This window comes from Paenibacillus sp. FSL R5-0490 (genome assembly GCF_001956215.1).
Taxonomy (GTDB): Bacteria; Bacillota; Bacilli; order Bacillales; family Cytobacillaceae; genus Cytobacillus.
Genome location: NZ_MRTQ01000011.1, coordinates 122,322 through 147,600, shown reverse-complemented (window position 1 = coordinate 147,600; position 25,279 = coordinate 122,322). Strand labels below are relative to the sequence as shown.

Sequence of the window (25,279 nt, the reverse complement as noted above, 5' to 3'; positions counted from 1 at the left end):
GATTGGTTCAACTAAGCCTCTGCCTGCGCGTCGGCAAGTTTCACTGTATCTCACCAATCGGGCCTTTACGGGCAGTTTGACCCCCACTTATCATCCTTTGATTCCTCTGAGTCTTGAAGTGGGGTCTTACTGCCCGTTAGACTGCGATAAAAACAGCTCTTTAAAATTTCTTTATAGCTGTCCCATTCGTTAAACACCTCGGTACCGATATCCTCAAATGACTTAATTTTGGCGATTTGCAGTTCCGCAAAACCAGTCATGGTCCAATTCAGGATATTCATTGCCTTTTCAGGTTCTATATCCTCCCGAAGCTTTGACCAGTCGATGTTTTCGTAGATTCTTTTGAAGCCATCTTTTTGAATGTTTGCCAAGAGCTGATTTTTTTCAGATTTTACATCCTGCGCATCTTCTTCAAGCAGGGATTTCAAGAAATTAAATACAAGGGGATACTTCTTTTGAATGTTTAATTTAATAAACCCTATCTGGCTGATCCTTTCAAAAATGTCCCTTTCATTCATGTCTATTTCAACATAGATTTGTTCAATGATGTTTAGTGCATTCTGAATTAAAAATAAGTACAAATCCTTTTTATTGCTGAAATAGTTAAACAATGAGCCTTTACTTATTTGTGCATCCTTTACCATTTCATTTGTAGATGCCTTTTCAAAGCCGCTCTTTACAAATTCCTTCATGGCCGCATTGATAATCCGTTTCTGTTTATCGGGTTTTAAGCTGTAAAAAGTAGTATTAATTATATTGCACTCCTTTCACAATAATGACCAATGTGGTCATTTTAAAAATAACAAAATTGACCACACTGGTCAATATTTTTCCGTCAATTTTTTTGACAAAATTTATCAATTTGTTATTCTTAGTTTTATTTGAAAATAGAGGGGATACATGCTAATAAGGGGGTGATCAAATTGACTTTGCTTTTCTATAAAGCAATGGAGGCTTTCAAAAAGGATGCTGAAAACCAGAAAAAAGAGAAACAGCAAAATGAAATGTTGAATGTACAAAAGAAATAATGACACGAATCAGCTCTTTCATCCTTTTGGATGATTTTTTTTTGAGTAACAAGTCTCTCCTCCAGAACAGAGAGAAACTTGACTATCCGAAAAAGTTACTGATATCCTTATTCCGTTGCACAGGTCTTCTATTTTTACACTTATGGAGGTTTATTTTGAAAAACACCCCTATTAATAAGGTCTATTTTTATATCATATTGGCAATATGCATAGCTGCCTCCATACTGTTTGTCCAAAACAATGATTCTTTCTATGAACGCACAATAGCTGAAGTAAAGGAAGTCAAACTTGTTCACTCTGAAGAAGTTACGGATATTTACGATAATGAAGACCGTGTATATGAACAGCGGATTATAGCAGAAATAACAAATGGAAAGGCAAAAGGACAGTATATTCTCATAACAAATCAGTATTCAAAGTCCAAAGCGTATGATTATGAAATTCAAAGCAGCCAAAAACTATTTGTGTCCATAAAGGAGAAAAAAGAAGGTACTGCAGAATTAAGCGGAGATATCCTTGATCTGAAGCGGGATCATTACATACTATTAACAGGATGGATTTTTATCCTGATACTGCTCTTTGTCGGTAAAAAGCAAGGTTTCTTTTCCATCATCAGCCTGACAGTAAATGCTGTGCTGCTTTCCTATGCATTGGATGTTTATCTGAAGAATCCGGAAATAAGCCTGCTGCTGATATGCAGCGCAGCAGTCATCTTATTTACCGTTACCTCCCTTTTACTTGTAAACGGCTTTAATGAAAAGACGTATGCTGCGATTATTGCAACGCTTGCGGCTACATTCTTGTCGTTGTTGATCACTTATTTGGTCATATGGTTTACTGGCGGGAAGGGGCTAAGATACGAAGAGCTCCAGTTTATAACCAGGCCCTATCAGATGGTGTTCTTAGCCGGATTATTTATCGGCTCGTTAGGAGCGGTTATGGATGTAGCCATTACCATGTCATCTTCCCTATTCAGCTTATATGAAAAGAATAACAGCATTCCCTTGCAGGCTCTTAAACGCTCTGGAATGGAAGTGGGCAAAGACATTATGGGCACCATGACGAATATTTTATTTTTCGCCTATATCAGCGGTTCCCTTCCGATGCTTATTTTGTATATAAAAAATGACTCACCGCTTGGGTTCAGCCTATCCATGAACCTTTCACTGGAATTAGCCCGGGCACTTGCCGGAGGAATTGGAATCGTAATCACCATTCCGATTGGCTTGTATACTGCCATATATTTCATTAATAGAAAGAGGGCACGAAAATGAATGCAATACTAGTGCTGGCAGCCATATTATTTATTCTGATGACCCTTATAGGCGGCAAAAAAGGAGCCAGATCATTTTTTGCGATCTTCCTCAACTTTGGAGTGATCATTTTCGTGCTTTTCTTTATGAACGATCCAAACATCAATCCGATAGCCGTTACATTAATTGCCTGTGCCTTTATTGGCTGCGTCAATCTATTTTTTATAAATGAAGTGAACATTAAGACGATAACCGCCTTTCTGGCTTCAATCATGACTACGATCGTTCTCATTGTGTTCATTGTCATCATTGCAGAAAAAGCCATGATTCAGGGATTTGGTGAAGAGGAAATAGAAGAGTTGAGCATATTTTCCCTTTATATTGGGGTTGATTTTGTTAAAGTGGCTGCGTCTGTCATCATCATGAGTACAATTGGCGCCATTACGGATGCTGCTATGGCCATATCTTCCCCAATGAGGGAAATTCATTATCATCACCCGGACATTAGCAGAAAGGAATTATTTCAAGCCGGCATCAGCATCGGCAAGGATATTCTCGGAACAAGCACCAACACATTATTTTTCGCCTTCTTCGGCGGATATTTAGCACTCCTGATATGGTTTAAAGACCTATCCTATTCACCGGGTGAAATTATCAATTCAAAGATTTTCAGCGGGGAGATGATTACAATCTTCTGTGCAGGAATTGGGGTAACAATGGTGATTCCCATTACTTCCTGGATTACCGCACTGTATTTGGTGAAAAGAGGAAATTCGGCTGATACCGCTGAATAGCTTCCTCACAGCATGAGAAGGATGAATTACTTATTTTTATAGGTTTAACCTTCATCCTTCTTCAAGCCTGACATAGATAACTTGCGACACTGGCATGGCTGAAGCCGCTGTACAAAGGAACTCCAAACACTTTAGAAAAATCCTCCTTCGGATATGCCCTGAGCCCAGCTGTATTTTCATATTTAATGAAGTTAAAGCTTCGTTTTTACTTACTGAGCACACATCCCAAGGTAAAAAAGGAAAATTATAAAAATGATATATTAAAAATGACACCCGTATGGATGTCATCTTTTTTCAGGTCATAGATTTAGCTTTGTGGAAAATATATATTCTCCACTTCGCGCGGATACGCTATTTGAAGCAGGCCTCCACTTTGAATCTCTGTACGCATGTATTGAGGATCGGCTGGTTCCGGAAGTTCAATCGTCCTTTGGAAATCCCCATAAGTTCTTTCTCTTTTAACTACTATTTGATCGGGATAGAATCGTTTTACATGTCCCGAGATTTTCAGCTGCTTGCTTGAAATTAAATTCAGGGAAATTTCGGATGGATCTAAACCAGGAATTTCGAAAATAACAAAGTTATAGCTTTCATTCTGATAAATATCACATTTCGGAAAAGCTTCCTCCCGATGCCGGCTCTCATTAACATATTTGTTCTGCAGGACACTAGTCCAAAAATGACTATTTTGATATTCATTCGTAATCTCAAGCCACTTTCTGATTTTTTCTATATCCATCCCTGTACTCCTTTATATTTGATTCGTGATCGGTGCAGATGGATTAGCTATTTGATCCTGGTCGCTGACATCAGGGTCAACGTTTCCGGAATTTAACACTGCCGTGGTTGGTGAAAAATCACCCATAGAAAAATTTGCTCCAATAAACTTGCTATTAGCGGTATGACTGTTATGCACCGTAGGTCCAATATCAATATTTCCATTTTGTGTAGCACCATTTACCTTTATATTTAGGATATTTATTTGATAAGGCATACTTTACCTCCTCTTAATAAACTGGCGGCATAGGCGGTCTTGGTTGATTCACATAAGAATTATCGCTTGTGCCGATTTCTGTCTGATCATTCACATCAGGATCAATATAGATATTCTCCATCATTCCTTCCGTCGGAGACAAATCTCCATAAGAGGAATTCAGCCCTTGTAATTTATTTTTGGAAGAGTGGCTATTATGGGTGGCCTCACCGACTGTAATGGAACCATTACCGGAGATACTGTTAACCTTTAGATAATACAGATTTATGACAATAGACATTTAAAACACCCTTCTGTCCTTAATCCTGGTGAATCCTAATGGCCCCCTAAATTCTTCAACTGGAATTGACTGAATTCCTTTGTTCAATTGGGTATGCATTTTTTCTCCTCCCTAGACTTTTTCCCTAACAGTCTATTCTAAATCTGGGAATTGGAATAGGCTTCTACCTATTGAGAAAGCCAGCTTTCCCCTTTCATAGCTAGATGAAAACTGTCAGAGCTTAATATTCGTTAAGAACCAGAAGAGTGATTAATAATTTATCTAACCAGGAAGAGCTAAAGGTTTTAATAAAGAAGATCGGTGGAGTGATAAAATCAGAGGATATTCGGAGTGAATTTGCCTGAAATGGTCCAATCAAAAAAAGGACTGCTCCTGCAATCCCTGTAAATAACAGTATTTATATTAATTTATCTTCCAAGACAAGCCTATTATAATGCGATCTATATAAAAGGTTATTATTTTTAAAGTTTAATCTTCAATAAGCTCTGTAAAGCCTTTTGAAGACTTGTGGCCACATCAATGTGAGAAATATTGATTCCCAGGTGAGTCAATGTTTGAGCAATTTCAGGTCTGATTCCTGTTAATGTAGCTTTAACACCCAAAAGAGTTAAAGATTCTACAACCCTTATGATTCGGTCTGCCACCATGGTATCCACAACAGGAACACCTGATAAGTCTATAATGATATGCTCCAAAGAGAACTCATTGCTTTTTGTAAGAGCTTTCTCCATTAATTCCTGGGCTCTTTGAGTATCAATATCTCCTATCAAAGGCAGGATTCCAATTTTCGAAGTAATTTTAATTACTGGAATCGATAATTCTAATGCAGCAGCTTCTGCTAAATTAATACGTGTGTAGAATTTCTTTGAATATGAAATACTCAGCCAATGAACGGCTCGATCCACCACAGAATCAAAGTCTGAAATTATTTCATAAAACTGTTCTATTGTCAGTTCCAGCTGGGATGCATCGTCCCTGATAATATGGCCAATGAGGTTTCGATAATCCCTGACTTCCTTTAGTGCTATATCTATTGGGAGATTATAATTCACCAATGTGTCTACAGCTTCATCTCCCCATTCTTTAAGAACCTGATAAGTTGTCTCTATATCACTTGCGATTGATTGTGCATATATCCCGACAAGATTTTCACGCCATTCAAGTAATCTGGAAGCCATTGATTCAGAAATCTGGTTGGATTTTAAATCTATTTTTTGCCTGATTAATTCATGCTTTTTGCTGAGTATGTCTTCAGATATTTTCTTCTTATAATCAACCTCTGTTTGATTGATCAGATTATTCCCCTCCCATATGTTATGGCCTGTGAGCTTAATATATCATATTAGACTGCACAAAAAAAACATTTTGTTACTTTTAAAAACCTTTCAGGCCGAAAAGGAAATAGCGATCAATCCTTAATTGGAATTAGGATTTTATCCAAATGGTAAAACTTCAGATTCAGATCACATGCTAGCTGAATATCTCTACTGCAGTTTCAGACCGATTGCTTGTTCTGCCGAATTCTTCCCCTTCACTTGCTTGAGTGTCGCAACTATAAGAAAGCTGACAATTACCAATAAGAGCCAGGAACTCACTTTTCCCAGATGAACAAGACTCCAGGCCTCCGCCTGATTGGGATACTCCCACGCTCCAAAGAATGTGGCAATATTCTCAGCTACCCATATAAAGAACCCGATGAGCACAAAGGAAAGTGAAATAGGCATTCGGTAAGCCTTTCCGCCGACCTCATAACGGACCCAGGATTTCCAAAACATAATGATCACCAAACCGGACAGCCACCAGCGGATATCGATCCAATAATGATGGGTGAAAAAATTCAAATAAATGGCAGCGGCGAGAGGCACTACTGTCAGGAATGGCGGCCACTTGATCAGATCAACTTTCAGCCTCCTCCACGCCTGGCAAAGATAACTTGCTACACTGGCATACATGAAGCCGCTGTACAAAGGAACCCCAAAAACTTTGGAATACCCCTCCTCCGGATATGCCCATGAGCCCATATGTACCTTAAACAGTTCCAGTGCAAGCCCAATTATGTGGAACATCGTGATAACCTTCAATTCATCCTTCGTTTCTAAGCCAGATCGCACCATCACCCATTGCATCAGAAGACAGATGATCAGCAGCCAGTCATACCGCGGCAGAAAAGGCATCGGTATGACGTTGGTCAAAGCCAAAGAAGCAAAAATGACAACAGGAAACACACAGGACAAAGCCTGCTCCCAGCCGAAACGAAACAATTGTTTCAGTGACCTCAACGGCTGAACTTCCATTTTTCGAATAGTCATTTGCATTTGAAATCCCCCTTTCATTGGGACAAAGGGGACAGGTTATTGTCCCAACCGGGACGATGAACCTGTCCCCCCATCCTCTTATTCATCACTGCGATACTCCAAGATATCTCCCGGCTGACAATCCAGGGCTTTGCAGATGGCCTCCAAAGTGGAAAACCGGATCGCTTTTGCTTTTCCATTTTTCAAAATAGAAAGGTTTGCCATGGTGATTCCTACCCTCTCTGAAAGTTCTGTTACACTCATTTTCCTTTTTGCCAGCATTACATCAACATTGATTAATATCGCCATGTTCTCACCTCAAACCGTTAAATCATTTTCTGATTTTATCTCGATTGCCTCTTGCAGCAGCTTTTGGAGAACAGCCGCAAACACTGCGATAACCATCGATGCAAAAGGAACCACCATTCCGACGAAGATGACACCTGGGGCATCGTCTATCTCTGCAAAAAGATAGAAGACCGGCAGTACCACCACATGCAAACCGGCGATGATGATGGCGCAATATTTTATCTTCTTCAAAGCTATGACAGATAAATCAGAGAAAGCTTCATTCTTGTCAATATAGCGCAAAAGCCTGAATGCCTGATATAACGCAAAGTAAAAGGGAATAGTCGAGCCATAAAATACGATGTATACCAGATATTTGATAAACGCAAACTCAGGCAGCAATTCACCTGCAACATTCCCCAGTTCAGGCACAAGAACAATGCACAAAACTAAAATAGGGACTCCTAATAGAATAACGGCTATTTTTAAAAACAACGTTGTTACCTTTTCCATAAAAAGCACCTCACTTCTTATTTTCATTTTGATTTTAATCTATTATTTATTGTTTTTCAATAAATATTTAATGTTTTTTGTTATTTTTTTATTGAATCAGAAGTAAGGAACATTTAAATAAAGGGATTTTCTTTTACAGTGCTTTATTTCTTAAATCACTGATTTGCCAGCATACCATAAAAAAAACCCGGCCTCTTTTTAGCCAGGTTTTAACGTTCCTACTGGAAGCAGGAGAAAATCTTATATAATAGAGCAGATGTTTTAATCACCGGGTGAATTCTCAGGAACCAGTATCTGACCGGCTTTCCCCACCTTAAGCAGTGTCTGCATAATGGCCATCGACAGGCTTCCCGCCTGGTAAGGCTTTATTAGGTATTCATGAGCTCCCAGTGACAGGCCTTTCTCTTTTTCATCCAGTGCAGTTGAAATAATAATTGGAATGTGACTTAACACTTCATTTCGTTTTAATATCTTCATAACACTCCATCCATCAAGCCCTTCATCAAGCATGATATCCAAAACAATCGCATCAGGCAGGTAATTTTCCAAATAAGCCAGGACATCCCTTCCGTTATTGAAATGCTTCGCATGCAAATTGTTTTCCGTAAGCTCCTGAATAAACAGTTCTGCCAGACTTTGATCATCTTCAATGACCAGCACTTCATAGCGTGTGCCGCTTTGATGAATGTTCTCATCCAGTCCATGGGAAGGCTTATAGACAGCTGGAAAGGATACAGTGAAGGTACTTCCTTCGCCGTATTTTGATTTGACGCTTATATTTCCATCATGAGCCTTTACTATTTCCTGAACAATGGAAAGCCCAAGCCCAGTTCCGCCAATTCGGCGTCGATCTGAATTGTCCACTCTATAAAATTTGTTAAAAATATCCGCAGCTGCATTTTCCGGAATTCCCAGTCCTTGATCTTGCACTTCTATAAGAAGCAGGCTGTTTTCCTCGTATAACCTTATATTTACTGTGCCTCCAGATGGAGAATACTTGATGGCATTACTTATCAAATTGGAAAAAACCTGTTCGATTTTGCAGGAATCACCAAGAATGACATCATTTCCACAAAATGGTTCCAATGTAATATTGTGAACATCCGTCTGCACCTGCTGATTATCTATTACTTTCTCAATCATAGGGAGAAGCTCTATATATTTTTTTTCGTACGTTTGCTTGCCGGATTCCATCCGCTGAACATCAAGAAAATCATTGATCAGGGAAGTAAGCCTCTTGGCTTCATTTAATATTGTCATCATATATTTCTTCTGCTTTTCCGCCTTGAGCTCCCTGTTCAGCAGCAGCTCCGAGAAACCTAAAATGCTGGCAAGCGGTGTTCTCAATTCATGGCTGACGGTGCTGACAAACTCGGATTTCATCTCATCTACTTTAAATTCTTTTGTAATATCCCTGTGCACCAATACAGTTCCAACACACTCATTATTCTGATAAAGATCTTCACAGTACATCTGGAAGACATTCCCACTATCCTTTGTTTTGTAAACAAACGTTTCCCCGCTGGATGTTTCACCATTAAAGGCCCGCCAGATAAATTCGGTAAAACCATCTTCATCCTCTACCTGCTGTTTTAGAAGTACGCTCCATTTATCCCAGGTCAGTCCAACAATCCCTTCAAACCCACCCTCGCAGTGGATCATTTCGCAAAGCTGTTTGTTGACCTGCAGGATGCAGCCGTCCCTGTCAACATACTGCAGACCTTCCTTTACAGTGTTGAGGATATCCTGGTTTAATTTTCTATTAGCTTCAGAGTTTTCATAAGAACTGATTTTATCGAGCGACAGCCCAATCTGTTTTGATAGTGCCGAATATTCATCCATATGCGTCTGTGCAAAAGGAAACCCGTATCTGGTGAACACCATGACAGCCGTAACCTCTTGATTTGAAGAAATAACCGGCAAATAAAGGTCATAGCAGAAAACGGTTCTTACATGGTAGCCCTTCTCTTCTTGAAGCAATTGTCTCTTAACAGCAAAACCTTCTTTTGTTTGTTTCAGCCTCTCAATTAATCCGCTTTTCAAATGATTCTTGAACTGTTCTACTCCCAAAGATGAAATGCCAAATGAAGCAGATTCATCATTTTCAAGCATTACAATGATCCCGCAGTCCGCTTCAATGACATTGGACATATTCATCACAATGCTCTCCAGCACTTCCTGTTTTTGCAGCGAATTGGAGATGCCATTAATCAATTCATTCCGGCGCTCAAGTTTTATCTCATTTGATTGCATGGTTCCAAGGGCATCTTCCAATTCTTCCCTCTGTGCTTGAAGTTCGTCCTGCTGAGCAAGAAGCTCCTCATTTTGAGCAAGCAAATCCTGCTCTTTTTCCTGCAGGGTCACCACCATTTTTTGAAAGGCAACAGACAAGACTGCTAATTCATCCATACGATCCTGCCCTACATTCAGTTCCGCCTTTCCTCCCTTGGCAATTTCTTCTGCAGCATTGGCAAACTGAGTAAGCGGCTGTCCTACCTGCTTGAACATAATGCGGATCATCCGAAACAGGATCACCAGAATGGCAACAAGAAAAAGAAAAAAACCTGTTTGAATATAAGATTGTTTTTGGATTAAATCCTGTACCCTGCCGTTCAGCTCATCATTCAAATTTTGCAGATAAACCTGAATATCTTCCTGAAAGGAATTAATCCTTGCAGTAGCACCGGAATCTGCCATTTTAATGATTTCTTCCATACGGCCTGCTTCAAAATATTCGATGGAAACGGGAAGCCTTTCAATGAAATAATAATCCGCAAATTCATCCATTTCCTTCCCAAAGGCTTTGTCTTCATTGGTTGAAGCAATGCCATTGTATTCACTGATAAGTTTTCTGATCTGCGGCCTTAAGGCAGCAGCCTGGTTTTTTAATTCAGAATTCCCAAAGGCGAAGTAGCCTCTGACATCAAAAAAGACGAGATTGAAGTTATGATCAATTTGCTGAACAATTTCTTCTTTTTTTACAAGCTTTTCGCGTTCTTTGTAATAAGAGCTGTTTATTTGCTCTTGCAGCAAAATTAAAATACTGGTTCCCGCCAGAAAGAGAAGGGCGAATACTCCCATAAGCGCAACAATCTGCCTGGTCAGGCTCTTTTTTATAAAATGATTAAGCTTCATCTACTATTTTTCCAACCTTCTCAAATAATTGAAGAGGGCTGAATGGTTTAACCATGAAATAATCGGCCCCTGCCTTTAAAACCTCTTCCTGTTCATTTTGCTGGCTTTTGGCAGATAACATTAATATTTTCACATCTTTGTTAAGAGCCTGCTCACCCCGGATTTTCCTGATGACATCAAGACCGGTAAGTCCAGGCATCATATAATCCAGGATGACCAAATCATATTCCTTTTTTTCCAGCAGCTTCAGGGCTTCTTCTCCATCTTCAGCTTCATCGACTTCAAAGTCCCCATCTTCCAGAGTGTCAGCAATAAGCATGCGCAGAATTTCTTCATCCTCAGCAATCAATATCTTTTTCATTTACTTCTCTCCCAACTCTACGGAGTCAAATAATTTTTTCATAATATGATAGGACTTTTTAAGCCTTTCATGGTAATCTGGCTCCTCCCACAGTTCCCAAGAATAATAGGCAGAATCTTTTCCTTGGAGCACTCCATCCTGCATCTTTGGAAAAGAATCCAAGATACCTTCTCTGTCCGTCGACACTGCACTAATTCTTAATCCCTCAATTGTTTGGCTGCCTGTGAGACCTTCTCTCCATACATCCCCAACTATCTCTTTCTGGCTTGGATCCTTAATATTAAGCAATGCCCACGGAAGTCTGATCTCCATTACTTTTTTACTCCTGCTAATGCTTATATCGGTTAATGAATTGAAGTGTTCATGAGCAGGATTTGCATTCCCAAACTGTAAATTGCCTGTCTCATAGGATTTGAACGATTTCGTTTCCCCAGTGGATGGAATAGTTAATTCCTTATTCAGTGCTAACCTGATAGGGTGGAAGACTCCATTATCCTTTTTATTGGCATAGCTTTCATTCGGAATCATATTCAGCATATGGCTATAATGATAATAAAAAGTATCATAATAGCTATCTATTAGAAGCCTGGATTTATCCTGTCCGCCTATTTCTGCCATAAAGTCAACTCCGAAGTCCGTTTTGACCTTTCCTGTCAGAACCGGGATCGAAGTCTGTCCCTGCTCTGCAATGGTATCAATCAGTATACGTGTGGTCTCATTCTCCAGGTCAATAGGATGGTTATAATCCAGCCGGATATATAAGTGTTCCTCATCAGAACGAATATACATATCCTTCAAGTAAGAATTCTTGCGGCCAGAACTGTAAACAGGTTTAGCGTTCAGCTTTTTCCAATCACCTGTAATGCCATCCACATATATTCCAGCTTCATTTTTACCTGGTTCAAAGCTCAGCAGGCCGAAATGCTGTTCATTTGTCTGCCTGTTGGACCAGTATGGACGCCTGTCAGGATTATCATAATCCATCGTATTCCAGGTTCGCTTAAACCATTCATCCTGCCAGGAAAACACCAGACCTCCGGCATAACCTTCAGAAACAATGGACTCAAACAGCCGGCTGTTTATTTTCCCCTGATCCTCCTCAGAGTGAAATCCCTGATTCATGTCCCCAACGTTTTCATGGGTCATCCCCCTGGACGAAGGGACTCCGAATTCCGCTACTATAACTGGCATCTCGTGGACAGCGATTAAATCATGAAGATAGCCTGCATAATTATTCTTTTCCCCTTTTGAATCGATGTAATTGACATACTTCTCTTCATAGTTAAGGAAATCAGGGTAATATGGATATACATGATAAGAGGCAAAAAGGCCAGCGTGAAACCTATCTGTCCCTTGTATATGGTTAGGGTTTACAGAAACCATATCTTCCTTAACCGACGGCTCTGAAGGATGTTCCAGAAGATCGGTCGTTACCCAGTTGGTAAAACTCATTGAATGCTGCCATTCGTAGCTCGCGGTTTCATAATTCACGGCATAGTCCATTAATTCAGTAAGCCAGATTTCAAACGGGCTGGCATCAGCTGTCTGGAAATATTCACCGGAGAATTGCTGAAGGCCCTTATGTTTATCATTCGTGCCTTTGACCGCTTCAGGATCCCACTCAATACCAACCATAAAGCCAAGCACATATGGTGAGATATCAAATTTATATTCGCCTGATGCATGCCCCGGCCTCTCCTCAATGACAGCATTTCCATGAATAATATCAATCATTTTCTCCATTTCATTTTTAAAATCTTTTGTTACAGCATCTGAGAAAGCATTCTGCTCCTTAACCAGTGTTTCTTCATTGACCCAGACACCATGGAATAGAAATAATGGTTTTTCTGCAATCTGATTATATTTATGAAACGCTTCATAAAATGCCGGCGGATGCAAAGTATATATCCTGATAGCATTGGCATTCATATCACCTATTGCTTTAAACCATCGGAAATACTCAGCTTCAGTAATTCCTGTTTCCCCGGGAAAATTGCCAGGCTTGGCTATTCCCATATTGACCCCTTTTATTAGCAGATCCTCCCAGGTGCCATTTTTCAGTATTTGAATATAATCTTCACTTGTTTGGCTATTGAATTGTATTCCATTGGTCTCATCTATTTCCGGGGTGAATTTGCTATTTGCCAGCTGCGGCTTAACCTGCAGCACCTTCTTCATCATAGGGACGTACGCTTCCCAGTAAAAAGAATCATTGGCACTAAAATGTTCTTTCCACTTGGCAAGTCCTCTCGTCTGATAAATAGTTGGAACTTCTGCTTCATCTGCATAATCGCCTGCAAAATAATAGGAAGAATAGGCAGCGTTGCTGTGCTGAATAACAGCTGGGAATGTGTCAGGGATACCGGCATTCTGCAGCTTGCTTTTTCCTGTCTTAGTAAGAGGCAATGAATACTCAGCCAGTACTTCATCCGCATTTCTGGCCTCGATCACATCGAACCAATATCGATAGGGCGCTTCCACCTTCTTTCCGAAGAAATCCTCGCCGTTCTCAGTAAGGCGGAACTCAACCCCTTTACCTTCCATTTCACTCTCTTCGACAACCACAACGTAATCATTCGAGTTCACAAATACGAGACCGGGACCTTTATGACCCCAATTTCCGTCTCCATAGTTTTCCTTTACCCATATAGGAACCTCACTGCCCGATAAATCAGGGAAATACCTCCCAATCCACCCGCTCCAGCTGATATTCAATAAATTGGTCAATCGATGCCTGGCCTCATCTGATGAAGGACTTGCAAACGTATTGAATTCTGCAATGAGTGTTTTACCTTTGGAGGAAACTAAAGTTTCCTCCAGCTGGATAACCTCCTCCTCCTGCAGCCCGCCATATAGATTAGAAGACCGTTCTCCCAATGGATTGCTTCCATAGAATTCTTCCTCATAAACCCCATACGTATCTGCAAGGTAAAGAACCTGATATTTTTCAAGATTGTCCGGTAATGGCTTAATAGTATATTCATTTTTCGTTCCTGGTTTAAAGCCGCTGTAATCAGCCTCAATACTGTATCGATCCCCATCTGATTTGATATATTTTTCATTATTTAAAATCCATATAAGTCCCTTATGCTCCCGATAAGAGTCATCCGGCACTGTTTTGTCCAAAATAAACACATTCAGTTTTTGATCCTGCTTTAGCCACCATGACCAGAAAGGACTGGAAACAACGGTCAGCACGGCAAGAACAAACAGAAAAACGGCTGTTTGCCCTTTGGTAATTTGTCTCATCCGGAAACACCTTTTCTTTTCATTTCTCCCCAGCTTGTATCGCCTTTGACCAGCTGCCATATTCCTTCACATCTCCAAAAAACCGTCAAAGGCCGGTACCATAACGTTTCAGTCAATGAATAGAAAAACAGTTTGATTAAATCAGAGATTTTTGGAAATTTCCTTAAGCTCCATTCCTCAAGCAAAACGGCGGCCATGGAGAAAAGTGAACCATATAAACACGATAGCAGAAAAATCAGGATGGCAAACTCAAGATAGATACCACCTAAAAATAAGGAAATAACCACATAAATGTATCCCAATAATTCAACTATCGGGCCCAAAAGCTCTACGATCCAAAAGTATGGAAAGGATATAAACCCTATAGGGCCGTATCTTGGATTAAAGGTCATCTTCCTGTGTGTCCACAGACTTTCAAATAATCCGCGATGCCACCTTCGCCTTTGTCTTCTAAGGTATGTTGTGCATTCCGGAACTTCGGTCCAGCAAACAGGGTCTGGGACGTAGACAATTTTTTTCTTTTGCTTTTTATCTCTGATAAGTCTATGGAGCCTTACTACCAGCTCCATATCCTCGCCAACTGTATTGGTTTTATAGCCTCCCGCATCAATGACCCATTGCTTGGAAAAAACACCGAAGGCTCCAGAGACAATCAGAAGTAAATTATGCCGGCTTAATCCAATCCTGCCCATTAAAAAGGCTCTTAAGTATTCGATTATTTGCATGATGACTAAAGGTTCCCTGGCTAAGCCAACCTTTAAAATATTGCCGTCCTGTATTTCACAGCCATTCGCAATGCGGATGCTTCCGCTCGAAGCAATCACTTCCCCATCAGAATCCAATATAGGCTTCATTACCTTTAAGAAAGCATCCCTTTCCAGTACAGAATCTCCATCCAATGAACAGAAATAAGGAAAATGGGAAAAGTTAATTCCTGCGTTCAGCGCATCAGCTTTTCCTCCATTCTCTTTGTCTATTAAAAATAGATTTGGAAGAGAAGCGGACTGGTAAACTTTTTTAACCGCCTTTGTTTCAACCTGCTTCCTGACAGCTGGATTAATTTCATTCATTTGATAATGTGTAATCATTTTTTCAATGGTGTCATCTTTTGAACCGTCATTGACAACGATAATCTCAAAAGAAGGATAGTCTATACTCAAAAGGGAGCGTACACTGGCAACAACCCCCGCTTCTTCGTTATATGCTGGTACAATGATGGAAACCGGTTTTGCGAAAGATTCATTCATATACTCGTCAAATGTCTGGTTTCGGTTCAGCAAATATTCCTTCCTTAGCTGAAAAACTGAGATTACTAAAATAATTGAATAGAAACTAATGACCAGCACCATAAAGACTGCTATAAATGCAGCAAATCCGACCAATATATTTCCCCACATAAAAGCCATAATCAACCAAATTCTCCTTTGTTCATCCATTCCCAGGCCATGTCCCTTGCATACGAATCATCCGAGGTATCCAGTACAATCTGCAATTCTTCTTTTCCGCGAGGGAACATCATAATGGATTGCCCAGCCTGAGATCTCACCCACCAGGAACGATCATGGAGAAGGTCGAGCAAATATGGCATGAGTTCAGGTTCCTTTAATGAACCGAAGAGCTTCGCAGCCATCATCCTTTCCTTCCAATCCCGGGAATGACGCAAGTCCAGATAGGGTGATATATCCTTAACCATCCCTAGTGAAGAAAGTGCCTTTACTGCTCTTAAACGAGTCTCCCCATCATAGCTGGCATAGACTGACTCAATGAAAAGTAAGTATCTTAATTCTTTTCTTATTCCAGCAGAATCTATAATGGCGTATTTCAATGGGTTTGCAGCACTATGGAAATCTGAAATTAAAAGACTGAACAAGTTTTCATTCAGCCGGAGGATGATATTCCTTAATTCACCGTCCGATAGATTTTCACTATTATACAGAAGTAGATCAGGAATTCCTTCGAATTGAAATGCCGCAAGTATTCTCAAGGATTGTACCCTTTCATCATGTGATATTTTCTCTTTTATAGCTGATTCCAAAACTTGAGGCTGTAACTCAATGAAATGCAGATCTTCGATAGTGTAGAGTGCGTTCATTCTAGTACTCCACCTTCTGCTCTTCAACTGTCTCTGAAAGTAATTTCTCAGATTCCTGTCAGCAAACTCCCTGAGTTTTCCCGTTTCCTCTTCTCCTGTTAAATTGGCTGCGAACTTAGACAAAATCTCTTCTGCAGCCTTCTTTTTTATATCATTATCCAAATGAAGGTGCCGGCTTATTTCTCCTTCTGAGATAAATTCGAAGATCAGCGGGCTAAGGGTTTCAATGCATTCATTAATTTTTCTGCGCTCTCGATCTTCCAGCCATTTTCTTATGACAAGGTACAACAGAATGAGAAGCAGTAATCCAGAAATGACAGCAGCTAATAGACCGAGGAAGAATATTTCATTCTTCAGCATTTAGATCAGCCTCTTAATTAAACGCTGAATTCTAGCTTCCAGTTCTGTAAGACTAAATGGCTTTGTCACGTAATCTTCAGCTCCGAGTTTCAATGCACGTGCTATATCCTGCTCACTTTTTCGCCCTGTCAGCATAAGAACATGAATGTCCTTGGCTCTCTTCGACTTTTTCATTTCCTGCATAACCTCAAGGCCATCCATTACAGGCATTATCCCATCCAGAACCAGAAAATGCGGCCCCTTTTCTTCTATTCGATTTGAATGCAGAAATTTCCGCCCGTCTTCAAATGCCTGGATATCCAGGTCTGCATGATCGAACTCCATATTGCTGAGAACCTTAGTGAGCATCATTCTAATAATCGAGTCATCATCAATAACGGAGACATAAAGCTTTTTCTTATGCTTTGCAATAGGATCGGCTTTACCTATTTCCACTCTTGCTCTTCCCTTTTGTTTGGCTTCATATAAAGCCTGGTCAGCAGCCCTTACAATCGTTTCTTTCTCTATCCCCGGCTGATCGACCATAAAAACTCCTGCAGAAAAAGTAACGCTAAATGAATTGCCGCACTGTTCAAACCTCTTTTCCGAAAACCCTTTTAAAATCTTTTCAAGGGCTATTTTGCTTTCGATATCTGAAGCGCCAGAGAATAAGACAACAAATTCCTCGCCGCCATATCTGAACACATAATCTGTTTGCCGGACATTTTCTTTTAAGTACTTTGCAAATTCAGCAAGGACTGTATCACCTGCCGGATGGCCATATGTATCATTAATGTTTTTGAAAAAATCAAGATCAAGTATCGCCAGTGAAAAGGTCCGATGATTTCTGGCCAATTCATTCATAAATACTGCTAAACTGTCTTCAAAAAACCTTCTATTATAAACTCGGGTTAATTCATCTATCATTGCAGATTGATCAAATAATTTCTTATTTGCTAAGTGCCTGTCTATCTTTAATAGAAATTCCTCTATGTCAATCGGCTTGGGGATGAAATCATCTGCACCCATTTTATATGAGTTTAATCTGGTTTCCCGATCATTGCTTACACTGATCATAATCTTTGGAACATACTTATTTCGAGTATGTTTCTGTAAACTTTCCAAAAACTTAAAACCACTTTCCCCTTCCAAATTAATATCTACTATTAAACAATCTGGGCGATGGTCATAATACTGCTCTGCTGCAACCTCCAGCTCCGTACTGGCAATAACCATCCAGCCCCTGCTTTCGAGTGCATCTTTCAGAAGAATCAGCATGGAAATATCATCATCAATCAGCTGAACAAGAGGGGCATTTTCCACCCTTATCGGAGCCTGCTGCTTTAATGTACTTTCGAAATGCTCATACTCATAGCTCATTTCAATTAAATCGAAAAGATAATTTCGCAAAGCCTCCTTATCCCAATCCTCTTTTTCATCCATATCTTCAATATCCAAGATCAGATTATCGGCCAGCTGATGGAGCCCGGTGAGCTGCAGTGTTCCAGCAGTGCCCTTTATGGAATGCAGGAACCTGTATACCTCTTCTTTTTTTATATTCTCAGACAGATTATTTTCAAACCAGTCTGTAATCTGCGTTTTTATTTTCTCAAATAATAGAACTTTATATTTTTTCAGCTCCATTACCTACACCTCATTTATAAAAGTTGCTAGTAATCAAAAGTACTTTTTCTATTTTTAAATAAGACTACTAAACCTAAAATAACAAAAATCTTCCATATCCTTAGTCTAAAGCATTAATAATTGGCTTTCAAACCTGGATATGTCCTCCTCTTCATCATGAACAGCAAAAATAGCATTCCTTGTCTGAAAGCCTGTTGAGAAAAATTGGATTCAATATACTATAGAGGATAATGATATTGATTGTAAATAAGCTGTTATATTTTTTAATGGCTTTTTCTGCCCGCTTAAAATACTTATGAAAGGCAAGGAAAATTTTTGGTCTCTGCCCAGAGAAAAACCCAATTCCGGCATGAATTGGGTTTTTACATTTTTGGAGCACCTGGAGCGTAGTAATACGGCGGCACCTTCAGCCATCCGCGCTTCCTCATGAGTGTTTTTAAAGTAGCTCCGAACATTGTCCATTCTAAAAAGAATTCAGTCCACATATTGCCTGCATCATTACGGACAGAGTCTGCTTGTCCTTTAGCACAGGCAGTGGAACATGTTACTAGCTTAAATGCGACCCCATTGGTAATTTCATCATCTGTCAGCTTAACGCCTAAAGGAATATCATTTGGAGCTGAATGGGGTTTTGCTGAGGTTACGTCAGGTAATGGAATTCCTTCTTTTCTCATAAATGTGCTTAATCTCTTGACCTGTGACTCACATATTTTTACTACATCGGTAAGCATTTCTTTCACTTCATCATCTGTAGTCGTGTTTAAGCCAATTTCTTCGTATCGTATGAATTCCTCCACCAATGCCAAGTATGTCCACATGTCCCCAACTTCAATGACATGCAAGGGTGATTTAGGTTCATTGGTATTATCAAACGTAATTCTGAGCATATTAAAAATTGCTTCTAAAGGATTAGGCATCTATTTTACCTCCTATACTGTATAGGTTGTCTACAGATTGAGAAAAAATGCATAGCTTTCGTCAGATTCTCATCCTGAATAGCACAGGAGGAACAGCTTAAGAAGCCTTTCCAAAAACGAATGGATGTCTGGAAGCTACACTAGAAAGAATGGGTGATAGGTATGGCATTTGAAAAAGGACTGTCCAAGTCTGAACAAGCATATGAACAATATACGAATATTAGCTCTGTATTCGCGGAGATTGTGAAGGACGAATTTATCACTACGTGGCAATGGTGGGCAGGACTTGCTTTGTTTATCATTCCCTGGCTGATATGGTTTAAGTATAGAAAAAAAGACAGCACCGGGCGTCTTCTCCTAGCTGGATTATTAGTCATCATATTGTCTCTTATTATCGATTTAGCTGCATTATCTTTGGGATTATGGACATACCCTATGATCATTATTCCACTGGCACCATTTTTATTTTTGCCATATCACTTTTCATTAGCACCAGTCGGGATCATGTTTGCCCTTCAAATAAAGCCTCAAATGAATAGCTTGTTTAAAGGAATACTCTTCTCTGCCATTGGAGCTTTCGGAGGGATGAATTTCTTTAATGCCATCGACTTTTATGATCCAAAAAACTGGACTACTTTATATGATTTTGTCATCTTTCTCACTCTATATTACTGCGGGTACTGGATAACGAGAATGGAGAGTTTTAAAGGTCTGGAAAAAGAAACAGGAAAAAAATAAAGACTTTCCTTTTTATCAGAAAGTCTTTTTTGCTATTGGTTCCGGTATGGCTGCGGTATCATCTGCCGCTTCTCTAAATGAAGCAAGGCTTCTCGCAATCAGGAATTGTGCAGAGTAGTAAGTGGCCATGATAAGCACATCTGAATACACAATATCCGCAACAAACATATTCCATGAAAGGATGGAATCAGAAATTACAAACAAAATGCTTCCCGCAATGGCCAGCCTGTTCCCGGTTAGGATGGCTGATAACGCCATTAAGGAAATGACCAGCATATAAGCAATAACCGGAATCACTAATGCATCATTTCCTGCTCCGGATAAGGAAGCAATCAGCTGGCTGCCAATGATTAAAGAATAAATGCCTATCGGGATGATCGCCGCCAGGCGGAACTTTGTCAAACGTGACATTTTCAGAAATCCAGTCAAAGAAAATAGATGCCCAACAAGAAAAGCACCAAGCCCGGCGACAAAAGAAACAGCAATGAATCCATCACCAAGCATGCAGAAAAACAGGCCGATAACGATTAAACGCAATGGCGGCCCATTGCTGGCAGGGAGTTTTTGCCATGCATAGAAAATAATGAGTCCCATAGGAATCAGCTTAAAGGTAACTTTGATTGCCAGTGGCTCAGAAGGAACAATGAAAATATACAGTATCGCCATCAATCCAATTAAAATTGGAACCAGCCGGTTATTCAAAATTATTCAACCTCCTTGTGCCGCGTATTAAACCCGTTCCAGTTCTTTAAAAGGCTTTGGCGGTAATTCAACTCGGATTTCATCGCCCGGCTTCACTTCCCCGCTCTCCAAAACAATTCCCATTATGCCGGCCTTTCTAATGAGGTTCCCATTTTCATCCTTCTCTATCACTGCATTTAAAAGCCCAGGCTGAAATTGATCGATCTGAGCACAGGGATTTCGCAGTCCTGTTATCTTGATCATAGCGGAATGACCCAAAAACAAGATTGAGTTTACGGGCAATTCAAGAAGATTGATTCCGGCTGTTGTAATATTCTCACCCATTTGTCCAGGTTCAATATGAAAACGGCCTGACAGCTCTTTAAATAGCTCTTGCTGGATTAAATGAACCTGTCTCAGGTTGGGCTGATCAGGGTTTTGTGCGACTCTGGATCGATGCTTTACCGTTGAGCCAGAGTGAGCATCCCCTTGAACCCCCAATCCCTCCACCAATTTTATGATATCTTTCCTTTCTTTGCTGAACGTATGCTTCTTGCTTAAACTAACAGCGATGACTGTTCCTGCTATTGGCCTTTCCGTCTTTTCCGTATGCATTCTATCACGCAGCCTTCCTACTTTATTTCCCTCTGTTTGTTCCATATTCAACAAAGACGGAAATATTCCTTCTGAACAAGGTCATAGAAAAAGCCGCCGAAGTGGCAGCCTTGTTTAATACTATAGCTATATTTCCAGCTGAATCATGATAGAACTTAACTTACATATCGTTTATAGTTTGATTACCCTTTATTCGATCCAATGTTTTAATAAACCCGACAAATCCCCTTATAGTGAATAAAGTAAAATTCACACTGCCAAATGTATGGAAAATGGACCATTTCCTCCACTTAAATAATCTGGTGTTTCTTTCAAAGAACCATTGGGCAATGCTCATGGGCACACTGAACAGCAAGCTTTTGAGAAGAATATTGCCTAAATTGTCATTGTAAGACATCTTAACCCAAATCACACTTAAAAGCGGGAAAAACAAAATATCATAAATCAGGTTGGTTTTAAAAATCCTTGAAAAAGGCCGGACCGGATATTCTACTCTTTTCGTTCCAACAACATAGGCATCAACCAGAGAAGCCAGAACGCCTTTCGAGAAAAAAATAACTAAAGTCTCCCTCATTTTTTTCCCTTTAAACAAAAATGGAACAGAAAAAATGCACAATCCGAGAAGCAGGTTTAATAATTTTTTCTCCATAGATGATCAGCCTTTCCTATTACAGATATTACTAAATTCACCCACTTTGAATTTATTTATTCCTAAAGCATTGCACCTGAACTTCTTATAAAAAAGACTGCCAATTGGCAGCCGGAATAATAATCATATAGGAATTATTCATTTTAATGATGGTGATGATGTTCATAGCCATGTTCTTCCGCATATTTACGGAAATTTTCCAGGTCCTGCATTCCAGTTGAAGTGCCATCGAGGGCCTGGTTCATTCGCTCCAGCAGGACGGTTCTCAGCTTTGGATGGTATCCGAAGTATTCTGCGATATCTATGGATATATGAGAATAAGTTTCTTTAAACTGTTCGGCCATTTTGTTCATTCTTTCCATTAAAATGCCGGTAAATAAGAAATAGGGCAGCATGATGATTCGTTTGGCGCCCAGTTTAATGCAGCGGTCTATACCATCATTGACGGTTGGCATTGTGACCCCCATGAAGGCACATTCAACGGATGATACATTTAACTTTTCCCACAGCAATCTGCTTATCTTATAAAAATCTGCATTGGCATAGGGATCGCTGCCGCCTCGTCCGATTAATAAAATAGCTGTATCTTCATGCGTTTGATTTACATCAAAACCGGTTTCAGCAAGTCTTGACTTTAATATTTCAAGAACTTCCTCATGAACTCCTATCGTCTGGCCATAGGTAAACTGAATATCAGGGAAGTGCTCTTTGGCATGTTCAATTTCTGCCGGTATGTGCAGCTTGGAGTGTCCGGCATGTAATAAGATGATGGGAATGACATGGATTTCATCTGCCCCTTTTTCAGCACAAAGCTGAATGCCATCTTCAATATTGGGGGATGCAAATTCTAAGAAGCAGGTTTCTACCAGAAGGGCCGGGTCAATGTCGTTTCTCATTTGATCGATGAATCGGCGGACTTCGTTATTCCCTGCCTCCATCCTGCTGCCGTGGCCGACAAATAAGACAGCTTTTTTCATTGGCCCTTTACCTTTTTTGTATTTATCAATTCCTTTAATGCGGTTTTCATTGCGTTTGCGTTCGCCGTGTTCCATTGAATAGATGATCGACTCTTCTTTCACTGCTTCATGAACGATGCTGCGGGCTGTTTCTTCCTGCTGGACTGAATACCAGGTTCCTTTTGGGTAATCAATGACGACGCATTTGTCTTTACAGCGGCCGTTGCAGCGTGTACGGGATGTGTGAATATGCTCGTCTAAACGGTTTTTCCGGATTTCATCGCGTATTTGCGTTGTGACTTCTTCTGCGCCTGCACTCATGCAGGTTGCGCCGTTGCATATTAGCAGGTGGCGCTGCATTTGTGTTAGGTTCCAGGTTGTCATTGGGTGACCTCCCTCTATTAAATTTGATACTCTATCTTGAAATCTTGTTTAGGCTTAGTATAAATCCCGTTGCTTTCCGCTGCGGGCACTTGCTTTCCGCGGGGAGGAACGGGAGCCTCCTCGGCTTCGCCTGCGGGGTCTCCCGCTCCCTCTCCTCCAGCAGGACATTGAATAAGCTCCCTCGAATGACCCCCGTACGAAGGAAATGCGTCAGCATTTTCGAGGATCAAGTGCCCTCCGCTCCAATCAACTCAGCGGATAAATTTTAGTTCAAAAATCCACAAAAACGCACAATCACCTAATTCCTAAATGCTTCTGGATAGAAACCCTTGGCCAAAACCTCCAGCGCTTCCCCAACACGAACCCCTTCAGATGCTGCCGACAGCGGGAGGATGACAAAGCGTTCGTTTTGTACGGCTGGTGTCTGGCTTAAGGCTGGGTCCTTTTTTAGGAATTTTATTTTTTGTTCTGCAGTAGTTGATCCATAATCTATTACTACAATGACATCAGGCTGGCGTTCTACTGCATCTTCTTTTGAGACAGTGGCCCAATTGCCTTTTACATCTCCAAAGACATTGTGCCCGCCTGCCATTGTGACAAGTGTATTCATGAAGTTTTGTGTGGCGGTGAATACATCGGTTTCGCCGCTGTCGTAAACCAGGACATCCAGCGGCTCTTTTACTTCCGGCAATTGGGAACTAATGGCGTCAATTTCTTGATTCATTTGTTGAATTAGTTTTTCACCTCGTTCTTCGACCCGGAAAATTTTTGCGATATTTCGGATGTCACTATAGATATCTTCCAGGGTGGGTGCCACTTTAACAGATGAAGATTGTAAGTAGCTGTTAATGCCTAATTCCTTTAGTTCTTCACGTGTTGCAATGTTTTTCTCATTGAAGGCACTGTCCCAGCCGCCATATAGAAAGTCAGCTTCCGCAGAGATGACTTGCTCCTTTGATGGATATTGCTCGGCCAATACTGGTACCTTGTCGTACGCCTTCTGTAATGGCTCATAAATCTCGTTATCCAAGAATGCAGTGCCAGCCATTGAATCTTCCAAACCAAGTGCCAGCATGATTTCGGTCACATGCTGATTCAATGTAATCGCACGCTTTGGCGCTTCTTCGTATTCATTCACAAAGCCTTCATTTTCAATAACCACTTTCTCCGTTGGCTCCGCTTGTTCACTTTTCACCTGTGCTGTATTTGCTTCTTCTGCTGAGCACGCGGCTAATAATAATACAGCCGCTAAGACGTGAAAAGCCCAAATTCTGCGATTTTTCATGTTCATCGGTCCCTCGATTCCATTTAATCGTTTGTGTAGAAAAATAAATGAAGTTTTTTGGTAAATGGATTTTTCGATACACCGGCCTCCATATGGAAGACTTCCTTCAATGTCTCTTTTGTCAGGACTTGCTCAGGTGTCCCCGACATATATAGAGCTCCATCGTTCATGACAAGGAGTTCATCGCAATACCCGGCTGCCAGGTTTAAATCATGGAGCGCTGCCACAATCGTTATCGGCAGATCCCTTATTAAATCCATTAACTGATATTGATGTTCAATATCCAGATGATTGGTCGGTTCATCCAGAATTAATATGTTTGCCTGCTGTGCCAGGGCGCGTGCGAGCATCACCCGCTTCTTCTCGCCTCCGGATAATTGGTTAAACATGCGGTTTTCCAGGTGAAGCACATTTGCGAGTATCATGCTTTCTTCCACAATGGCAAAGTCCTCCTGGTTATCAGCTGCAAGCCATTTTTTGTACGGCGTCCGCCCCATCATGACCAAATCTTTTACTGTAAAATCGAAGAGTACCGGTGTTTCCTGACTTACAGCAGCTAACTCCTGAGCAAGTTTTTTCTGCGGGAGATCGAGAATATCTTTTTCATATAACGTCACGAAACCGCTCGTTTGTTTTAAATGACGATAAATGATTTTAAGCATCGTCGATTTTCCGCTTCCATTCGGTCCAATGATCCCAACGAACTTTCCCTGTTCCACAGAAAAAGTGATATTATTTAAAATTTGCTTGTCCGGCACTGAAAAGGACATATTTTTGACCTGGAGCATCC

24 protein-coding genes and 1 pseudogene are annotated in these 25,279 nt (G+C 40.5%); 3 read left to right on the top strand and 22 right to left on the bottom strand.

Annotation, left to right across the window (positions count from 1 at the left end; all coding sequences use genetic code 11):
- Positions 1-65: 65 nt before the first annotated feature.
- Positions 66-704, bottom strand: coding sequence for a TetR/AcrR family transcriptional regulator (locus tag BK139_RS11425; protein WP_286148577.1), 639 nt, complete (start codon positions 702-704; stop codon positions 66-68).
- 479 nt (positions 705-1,183) lie between these two features.
- Between BK139_RS11425 and BK139_RS11420 the strand changes: the two genes are divergently transcribed.
- Both BK139_RS11420 and BK139_RS11415 read left to right on the top strand, forming a co-directional pair.
- Positions 1,184-2,302, top strand: coding sequence for a YibE/F family protein (locus BK139_RS11420; protein WP_076258711.1), 1,119 nt, complete (start codon positions 1,184-1,186; stop codon positions 2,300-2,302).
- Complete coding sequence (locus BK139_RS11415) at positions 2,299-3,075, top strand: YibE/F family protein (protein WP_076258708.1); 777 nt, start codon at positions 2,299-2,301, stop codon at positions 3,073-3,075. The genes BK139_RS11420 and BK139_RS11415 overlap by 4 nt, the downstream gene beginning before the upstream one ends.
- Positions 3,076-3,139: 64 nt before the next feature.
- Here BK139_RS11415 and BK139_RS23715 read toward each other — a convergent pair.
- The 15 genes and pseudogenes from BK139_RS23715 to BK139_RS11345 all read right to left on the bottom strand — a co-directional run.
- Positions 3,140-3,241 (bottom strand): annotated as a pseudogene (locus BK139_RS23715) (DUF817 family protein); the annotation flags it as partial.
- A 141-nt stretch (positions 3,242-3,382) separates the two neighbouring features.
- A complete protein-coding gene (locus BK139_RS11410) occupies positions 3,383-3,814 on the bottom strand; it encodes an Hsp20/alpha crystallin family protein (protein ID WP_076258706.1) in 432 nt (143 codons plus the stop codon).
- Positions 3,815-3,826: 12 nt separating this feature from the next.
- Positions 3,827-4,069 (bottom strand): spore germination protein, encoded by a 243-nt coding sequence (locus BK139_RS11405; RefSeq protein ID WP_076258704.1) that lies wholly within the window; start codon positions 4,067-4,069, stop codon positions 3,827-3,829.
- Between the two features lie 13 nt (positions 4,070-4,082).
- Entirely contained in the window at positions 4,083-4,349 is a 267-nt protein-coding gene (locus BK139_RS11400; RefSeq protein WP_076258702.1) for a spore germination protein, read from the bottom strand.
- A gap of 461 nt (positions 4,350-4,810) precedes the next feature.
- Complete coding sequence (locus tag BK139_RS11395) at positions 4,811-5,527, bottom strand: STAS domain-containing protein (protein WP_083675350.1); 717 nt, start codon at positions 5,525-5,527, stop codon at positions 4,811-4,813.
- A 306-nt stretch (positions 5,528-5,833) separates the two neighbouring features.
- Entirely contained in the window at positions 5,834-6,628 is a 795-nt protein-coding gene (locus tag BK139_RS11390) for a DUF817 domain-containing protein (RefSeq protein ID WP_175609103.1), read from the bottom strand.
- Between the two features lie 114 nt (positions 6,629-6,742).
- Positions 6,743-6,952 (bottom strand): helix-turn-helix domain-containing protein, encoded by a 210-nt coding sequence (locus tag BK139_RS11385; RefSeq protein WP_076258696.1) that lies wholly within the window; start codon positions 6,950-6,952, stop codon positions 6,743-6,745.
- Positions 6,953-6,961: 9 nt separating this feature from the next.
- Positions 6,962-7,444 (bottom strand): DUF2975 domain-containing protein, encoded by a 483-nt coding sequence (locus tag BK139_RS11380; protein ID WP_076258693.1) that lies wholly within the window; start codon positions 7,442-7,444, stop codon positions 6,962-6,964.
- Positions 7,445-7,705: 261 nt separating this feature from the next.
- Positions 7,706-10,579, bottom strand: a complete 2,874-nt coding sequence (locus tag BK139_RS11375; RefSeq protein ID WP_076258691.1) for an ATP-binding protein — start codon at positions 10,577-10,579, stop codon at positions 7,706-7,708.
- On the bottom strand, positions 10,569-10,940 hold the full coding sequence (locus BK139_RS11370; RefSeq protein WP_076258688.1) for a response regulator transcription factor: 372 nt from the start codon (positions 10,938-10,940) through the stop codon (positions 10,569-10,571). Before BK139_RS11370 ends, BK139_RS11375 begins: the two co-directional genes overlap by 11 nt.
- Positions 10,941-14,189, bottom strand: coding sequence for a hypothetical protein (locus tag BK139_RS11365; RefSeq protein ID WP_076258686.1), 3,249 nt, complete (start codon positions 14,187-14,189; stop codon positions 10,941-10,943). It lies immediately after the preceding gene.
- Positions 14,186-15,586, bottom strand: a complete 1,401-nt coding sequence (locus BK139_RS11360) for a glycosyltransferase family 2 protein (protein ID WP_076258735.1) — start codon at positions 15,584-15,586, stop codon at positions 14,186-14,188. Before BK139_RS11360 ends, BK139_RS11365 begins: the two co-directional genes overlap by 4 nt.
- An 11-nt stretch (positions 15,587-15,597) precedes the next feature.
- The gene (locus tag BK139_RS11355; protein ID WP_076258683.1) at positions 15,598-16,641 is read right to left on the bottom strand and encodes a HEAT repeat domain-containing protein; all 1,044 of its coding nucleotides are present in this window, start codon (positions 16,639-16,641) and stop codon (positions 15,598-15,600) included.
- Positions 16,642-18,264 (bottom strand): GGDEF domain-containing response regulator, encoded by a 1,623-nt coding sequence (locus BK139_RS11350; RefSeq protein WP_139325620.1) that lies wholly within the window; start codon positions 18,262-18,264, stop codon positions 16,642-16,644.
- Between the two features lie 362 nt (positions 18,265-18,626).
- Complete coding sequence (locus tag BK139_RS11345; protein WP_076258680.1) at positions 18,627-19,181, bottom strand: DUF3231 family protein; 555 nt, start codon at positions 19,179-19,181, stop codon at positions 18,627-18,629.
- A 162-nt stretch (positions 19,182-19,343) separates the two neighbouring features.
- On the opposite strand from BK139_RS11345, the gene BK139_RS11340 reads away from it, so the two are divergent.
- Positions 19,344-19,919 carry a CBO0543 family protein gene (locus BK139_RS11340; RefSeq protein WP_076258678.1) on the top strand — a complete coding sequence of 192 codons (576 nt, stop codon included), beginning with the start codon at positions 19,344-19,346 and terminating at the stop codon, positions 19,917-19,919.
- Between the two features lie 15 nt (positions 19,920-19,934).
- On the opposite strand, the gene BK139_RS11335 is transcribed toward BK139_RS11340, so the two are convergent.
- From BK139_RS11335 to BK139_RS11305, 6 genes are all read right to left on the bottom strand, one after another.
- Positions 19,935-20,621: a lysoplasmalogenase gene (locus BK139_RS11335; RefSeq protein WP_076258675.1), complete on the bottom strand. Its 687-nt coding sequence runs from the start codon at positions 20,619-20,621 to the stop codon at positions 19,935-19,937.
- A 27-nt stretch (positions 20,622-20,648) separates the two neighbouring features.
- Positions 20,649-21,215, bottom strand: coding sequence for an MOSC domain-containing protein (locus BK139_RS11330; RefSeq protein ID WP_076258730.1), 567 nt, complete (start codon positions 21,213-21,215; stop codon positions 20,649-20,651).
- 160 nt (positions 21,216-21,375) lie between these two features.
- Entirely contained in the window at positions 21,376-21,864 is a 489-nt protein-coding gene (locus BK139_RS11325; protein ID WP_076258672.1) for a CBO0543 family protein, read from the bottom strand.
- Positions 21,865-22,007: 143 nt separating this feature from the next.
- Positions 22,008-23,204 carry a CbiX/SirB N-terminal domain-containing protein gene (locus BK139_RS11320; protein ID WP_076258669.1) on the bottom strand — a complete coding sequence of 399 codons (1,197 nt, stop codon included), beginning with the start codon at positions 23,202-23,204 and terminating at the stop codon, positions 22,008-22,010.
- 298 nt (positions 23,205-23,502) lie between these two features.
- Entirely contained in the window at positions 23,503-24,489 is a 987-nt protein-coding gene (locus BK139_RS11310) for an ABC transporter substrate-binding protein (RefSeq protein WP_076258663.1), read from the bottom strand.
- 23 nt (positions 24,490-24,512) lie between these two features.
- A complete protein-coding gene (locus tag BK139_RS11305) occupies positions 24,513-25,277 on the bottom strand; it encodes an ABC transporter ATP-binding protein (RefSeq protein WP_076258660.1) in 765 nt (254 codons plus the stop codon).
- Between the last annotated feature and the right edge of the window lie 2 nt (positions 25,278-25,279).

Bases quoted from the DNA above. Each gene is read 5' to 3' on its own strand.
- BK139_RS11415 (WP_076258708.1), top strand. From the start codon at position 2,299: ATGAATGCAATACTAGTGCTGGCAGCCATATTATTTATTCTGATGACC.
- BK139_RS11410 (WP_076258706.1), bottom strand. From the start codon at position 3,814: ATGGATATAGAAAAAATCAGAAAGTGGCTTGAGATTACGAATGAATAT.
- BK139_RS11405 (WP_076258704.1), bottom strand. From the start codon at position 4,069: ATGCCTTATCAAATAAATATCCTAAATATAAAGGTAAATGGTGCTACA.
- BK139_RS11400 (WP_076258702.1), bottom strand. From the start codon at position 4,349: ATGTCTATTGTCATAAATCTGTATTATCTAAAGGTTAACAGTATCTCC.
- BK139_RS11395 (WP_083675350.1), bottom strand. From the start codon at position 5,527: ATGGCTTCCAGATTACTTGAATGGCGTGAAAATCTTGTCGGGATATAT.
- BK139_RS11385 (WP_076258696.1), bottom strand. From the start codon at position 6,952: ATGGCGATATTAATCAATGTTGATGTAATGCTGGCAAAAAGGAAAATG.
- BK139_RS11380 (WP_076258693.1), bottom strand. From the start codon at position 7,444: ATGGAAAAGGTAACAACGTTGTTTTTAAAAATAGCCGTTATTCTATTA.
- BK139_RS11375 (WP_076258691.1), bottom strand. From the start codon at position 10,579: ATGAAGCTTAATCATTTTATAAAAAAGAGCCTGACCAGGCAGATTGTT.
- BK139_RS11370 (WP_076258688.1), bottom strand. From the start codon at position 10,940: ATGAAAAAGATATTGATTGCTGAGGATGAAGAAATTCTGCGCATGCTT.
- BK139_RS11365 (WP_076258686.1), bottom strand. From the start codon at position 14,189: ATGAGACAAATTACCAAAGGGCAAACAGCCGTTTTTCTGTTTGTTCTT.
- BK139_RS11360 (WP_076258735.1), bottom strand. From the start codon at position 15,586: ATGTGGGGAAATATATTGGTCGGATTTGCTGCATTTATAGCAGTCTTT.
- BK139_RS11355 (WP_076258683.1), bottom strand. From the start codon at position 16,641: ATGCTGAAGAATGAAATATTCTTCCTCGGTCTATTAGCTGCTGTCATT.
- BK139_RS11350 (WP_139325620.1), bottom strand. From the start codon at position 18,264: ATGGAGCTGAAAAAATATAAAGTTCTATTATTTGAGAAAATAAAAACG.
- BK139_RS11345 (WP_076258680.1), bottom strand. From the start codon at position 19,181: ATGCCTAATCCTTTAGAAGCAATTTTTAATATGCTCAGAATTACGTTT.
- BK139_RS11340 (WP_076258678.1), top strand. From the start codon at position 19,344: ATGGCATTTGAAAAAGGACTGTCCAAGTCTGAACAAGCATATGAACAA.
- BK139_RS11330 (WP_076258730.1), bottom strand. From the start codon at position 21,215: ATGCATACGGAAAAGACGGAAAGGCCAATAGCAGGAACAGTCATCGCT.
- BK139_RS11325 (WP_076258672.1), bottom strand. From the start codon at position 21,864: ATGGAGAAAAAATTATTAAACCTGCTTCTCGGATTGTGCATTTTTTCT.
- BK139_RS11320 (WP_076258669.1), bottom strand. From the start codon at position 23,204: ATGACAACCTGGAACCTAACACAAATGCAGCGCCACCTGCTAATATGC.
- BK139_RS11310 (WP_076258663.1), bottom strand. From the start codon at position 24,489: ATGAAAAATCGCAGAATTTGGGCTTTTCACGTCTTAGCGGCTGTATTA.
- BK139_RS11305 (WP_076258660.1), bottom strand. From the start codon at position 25,277: ATGCTCCAGGTCAAAAATATGTCCTTTTCAGTGCCGGACAAGCAAATT.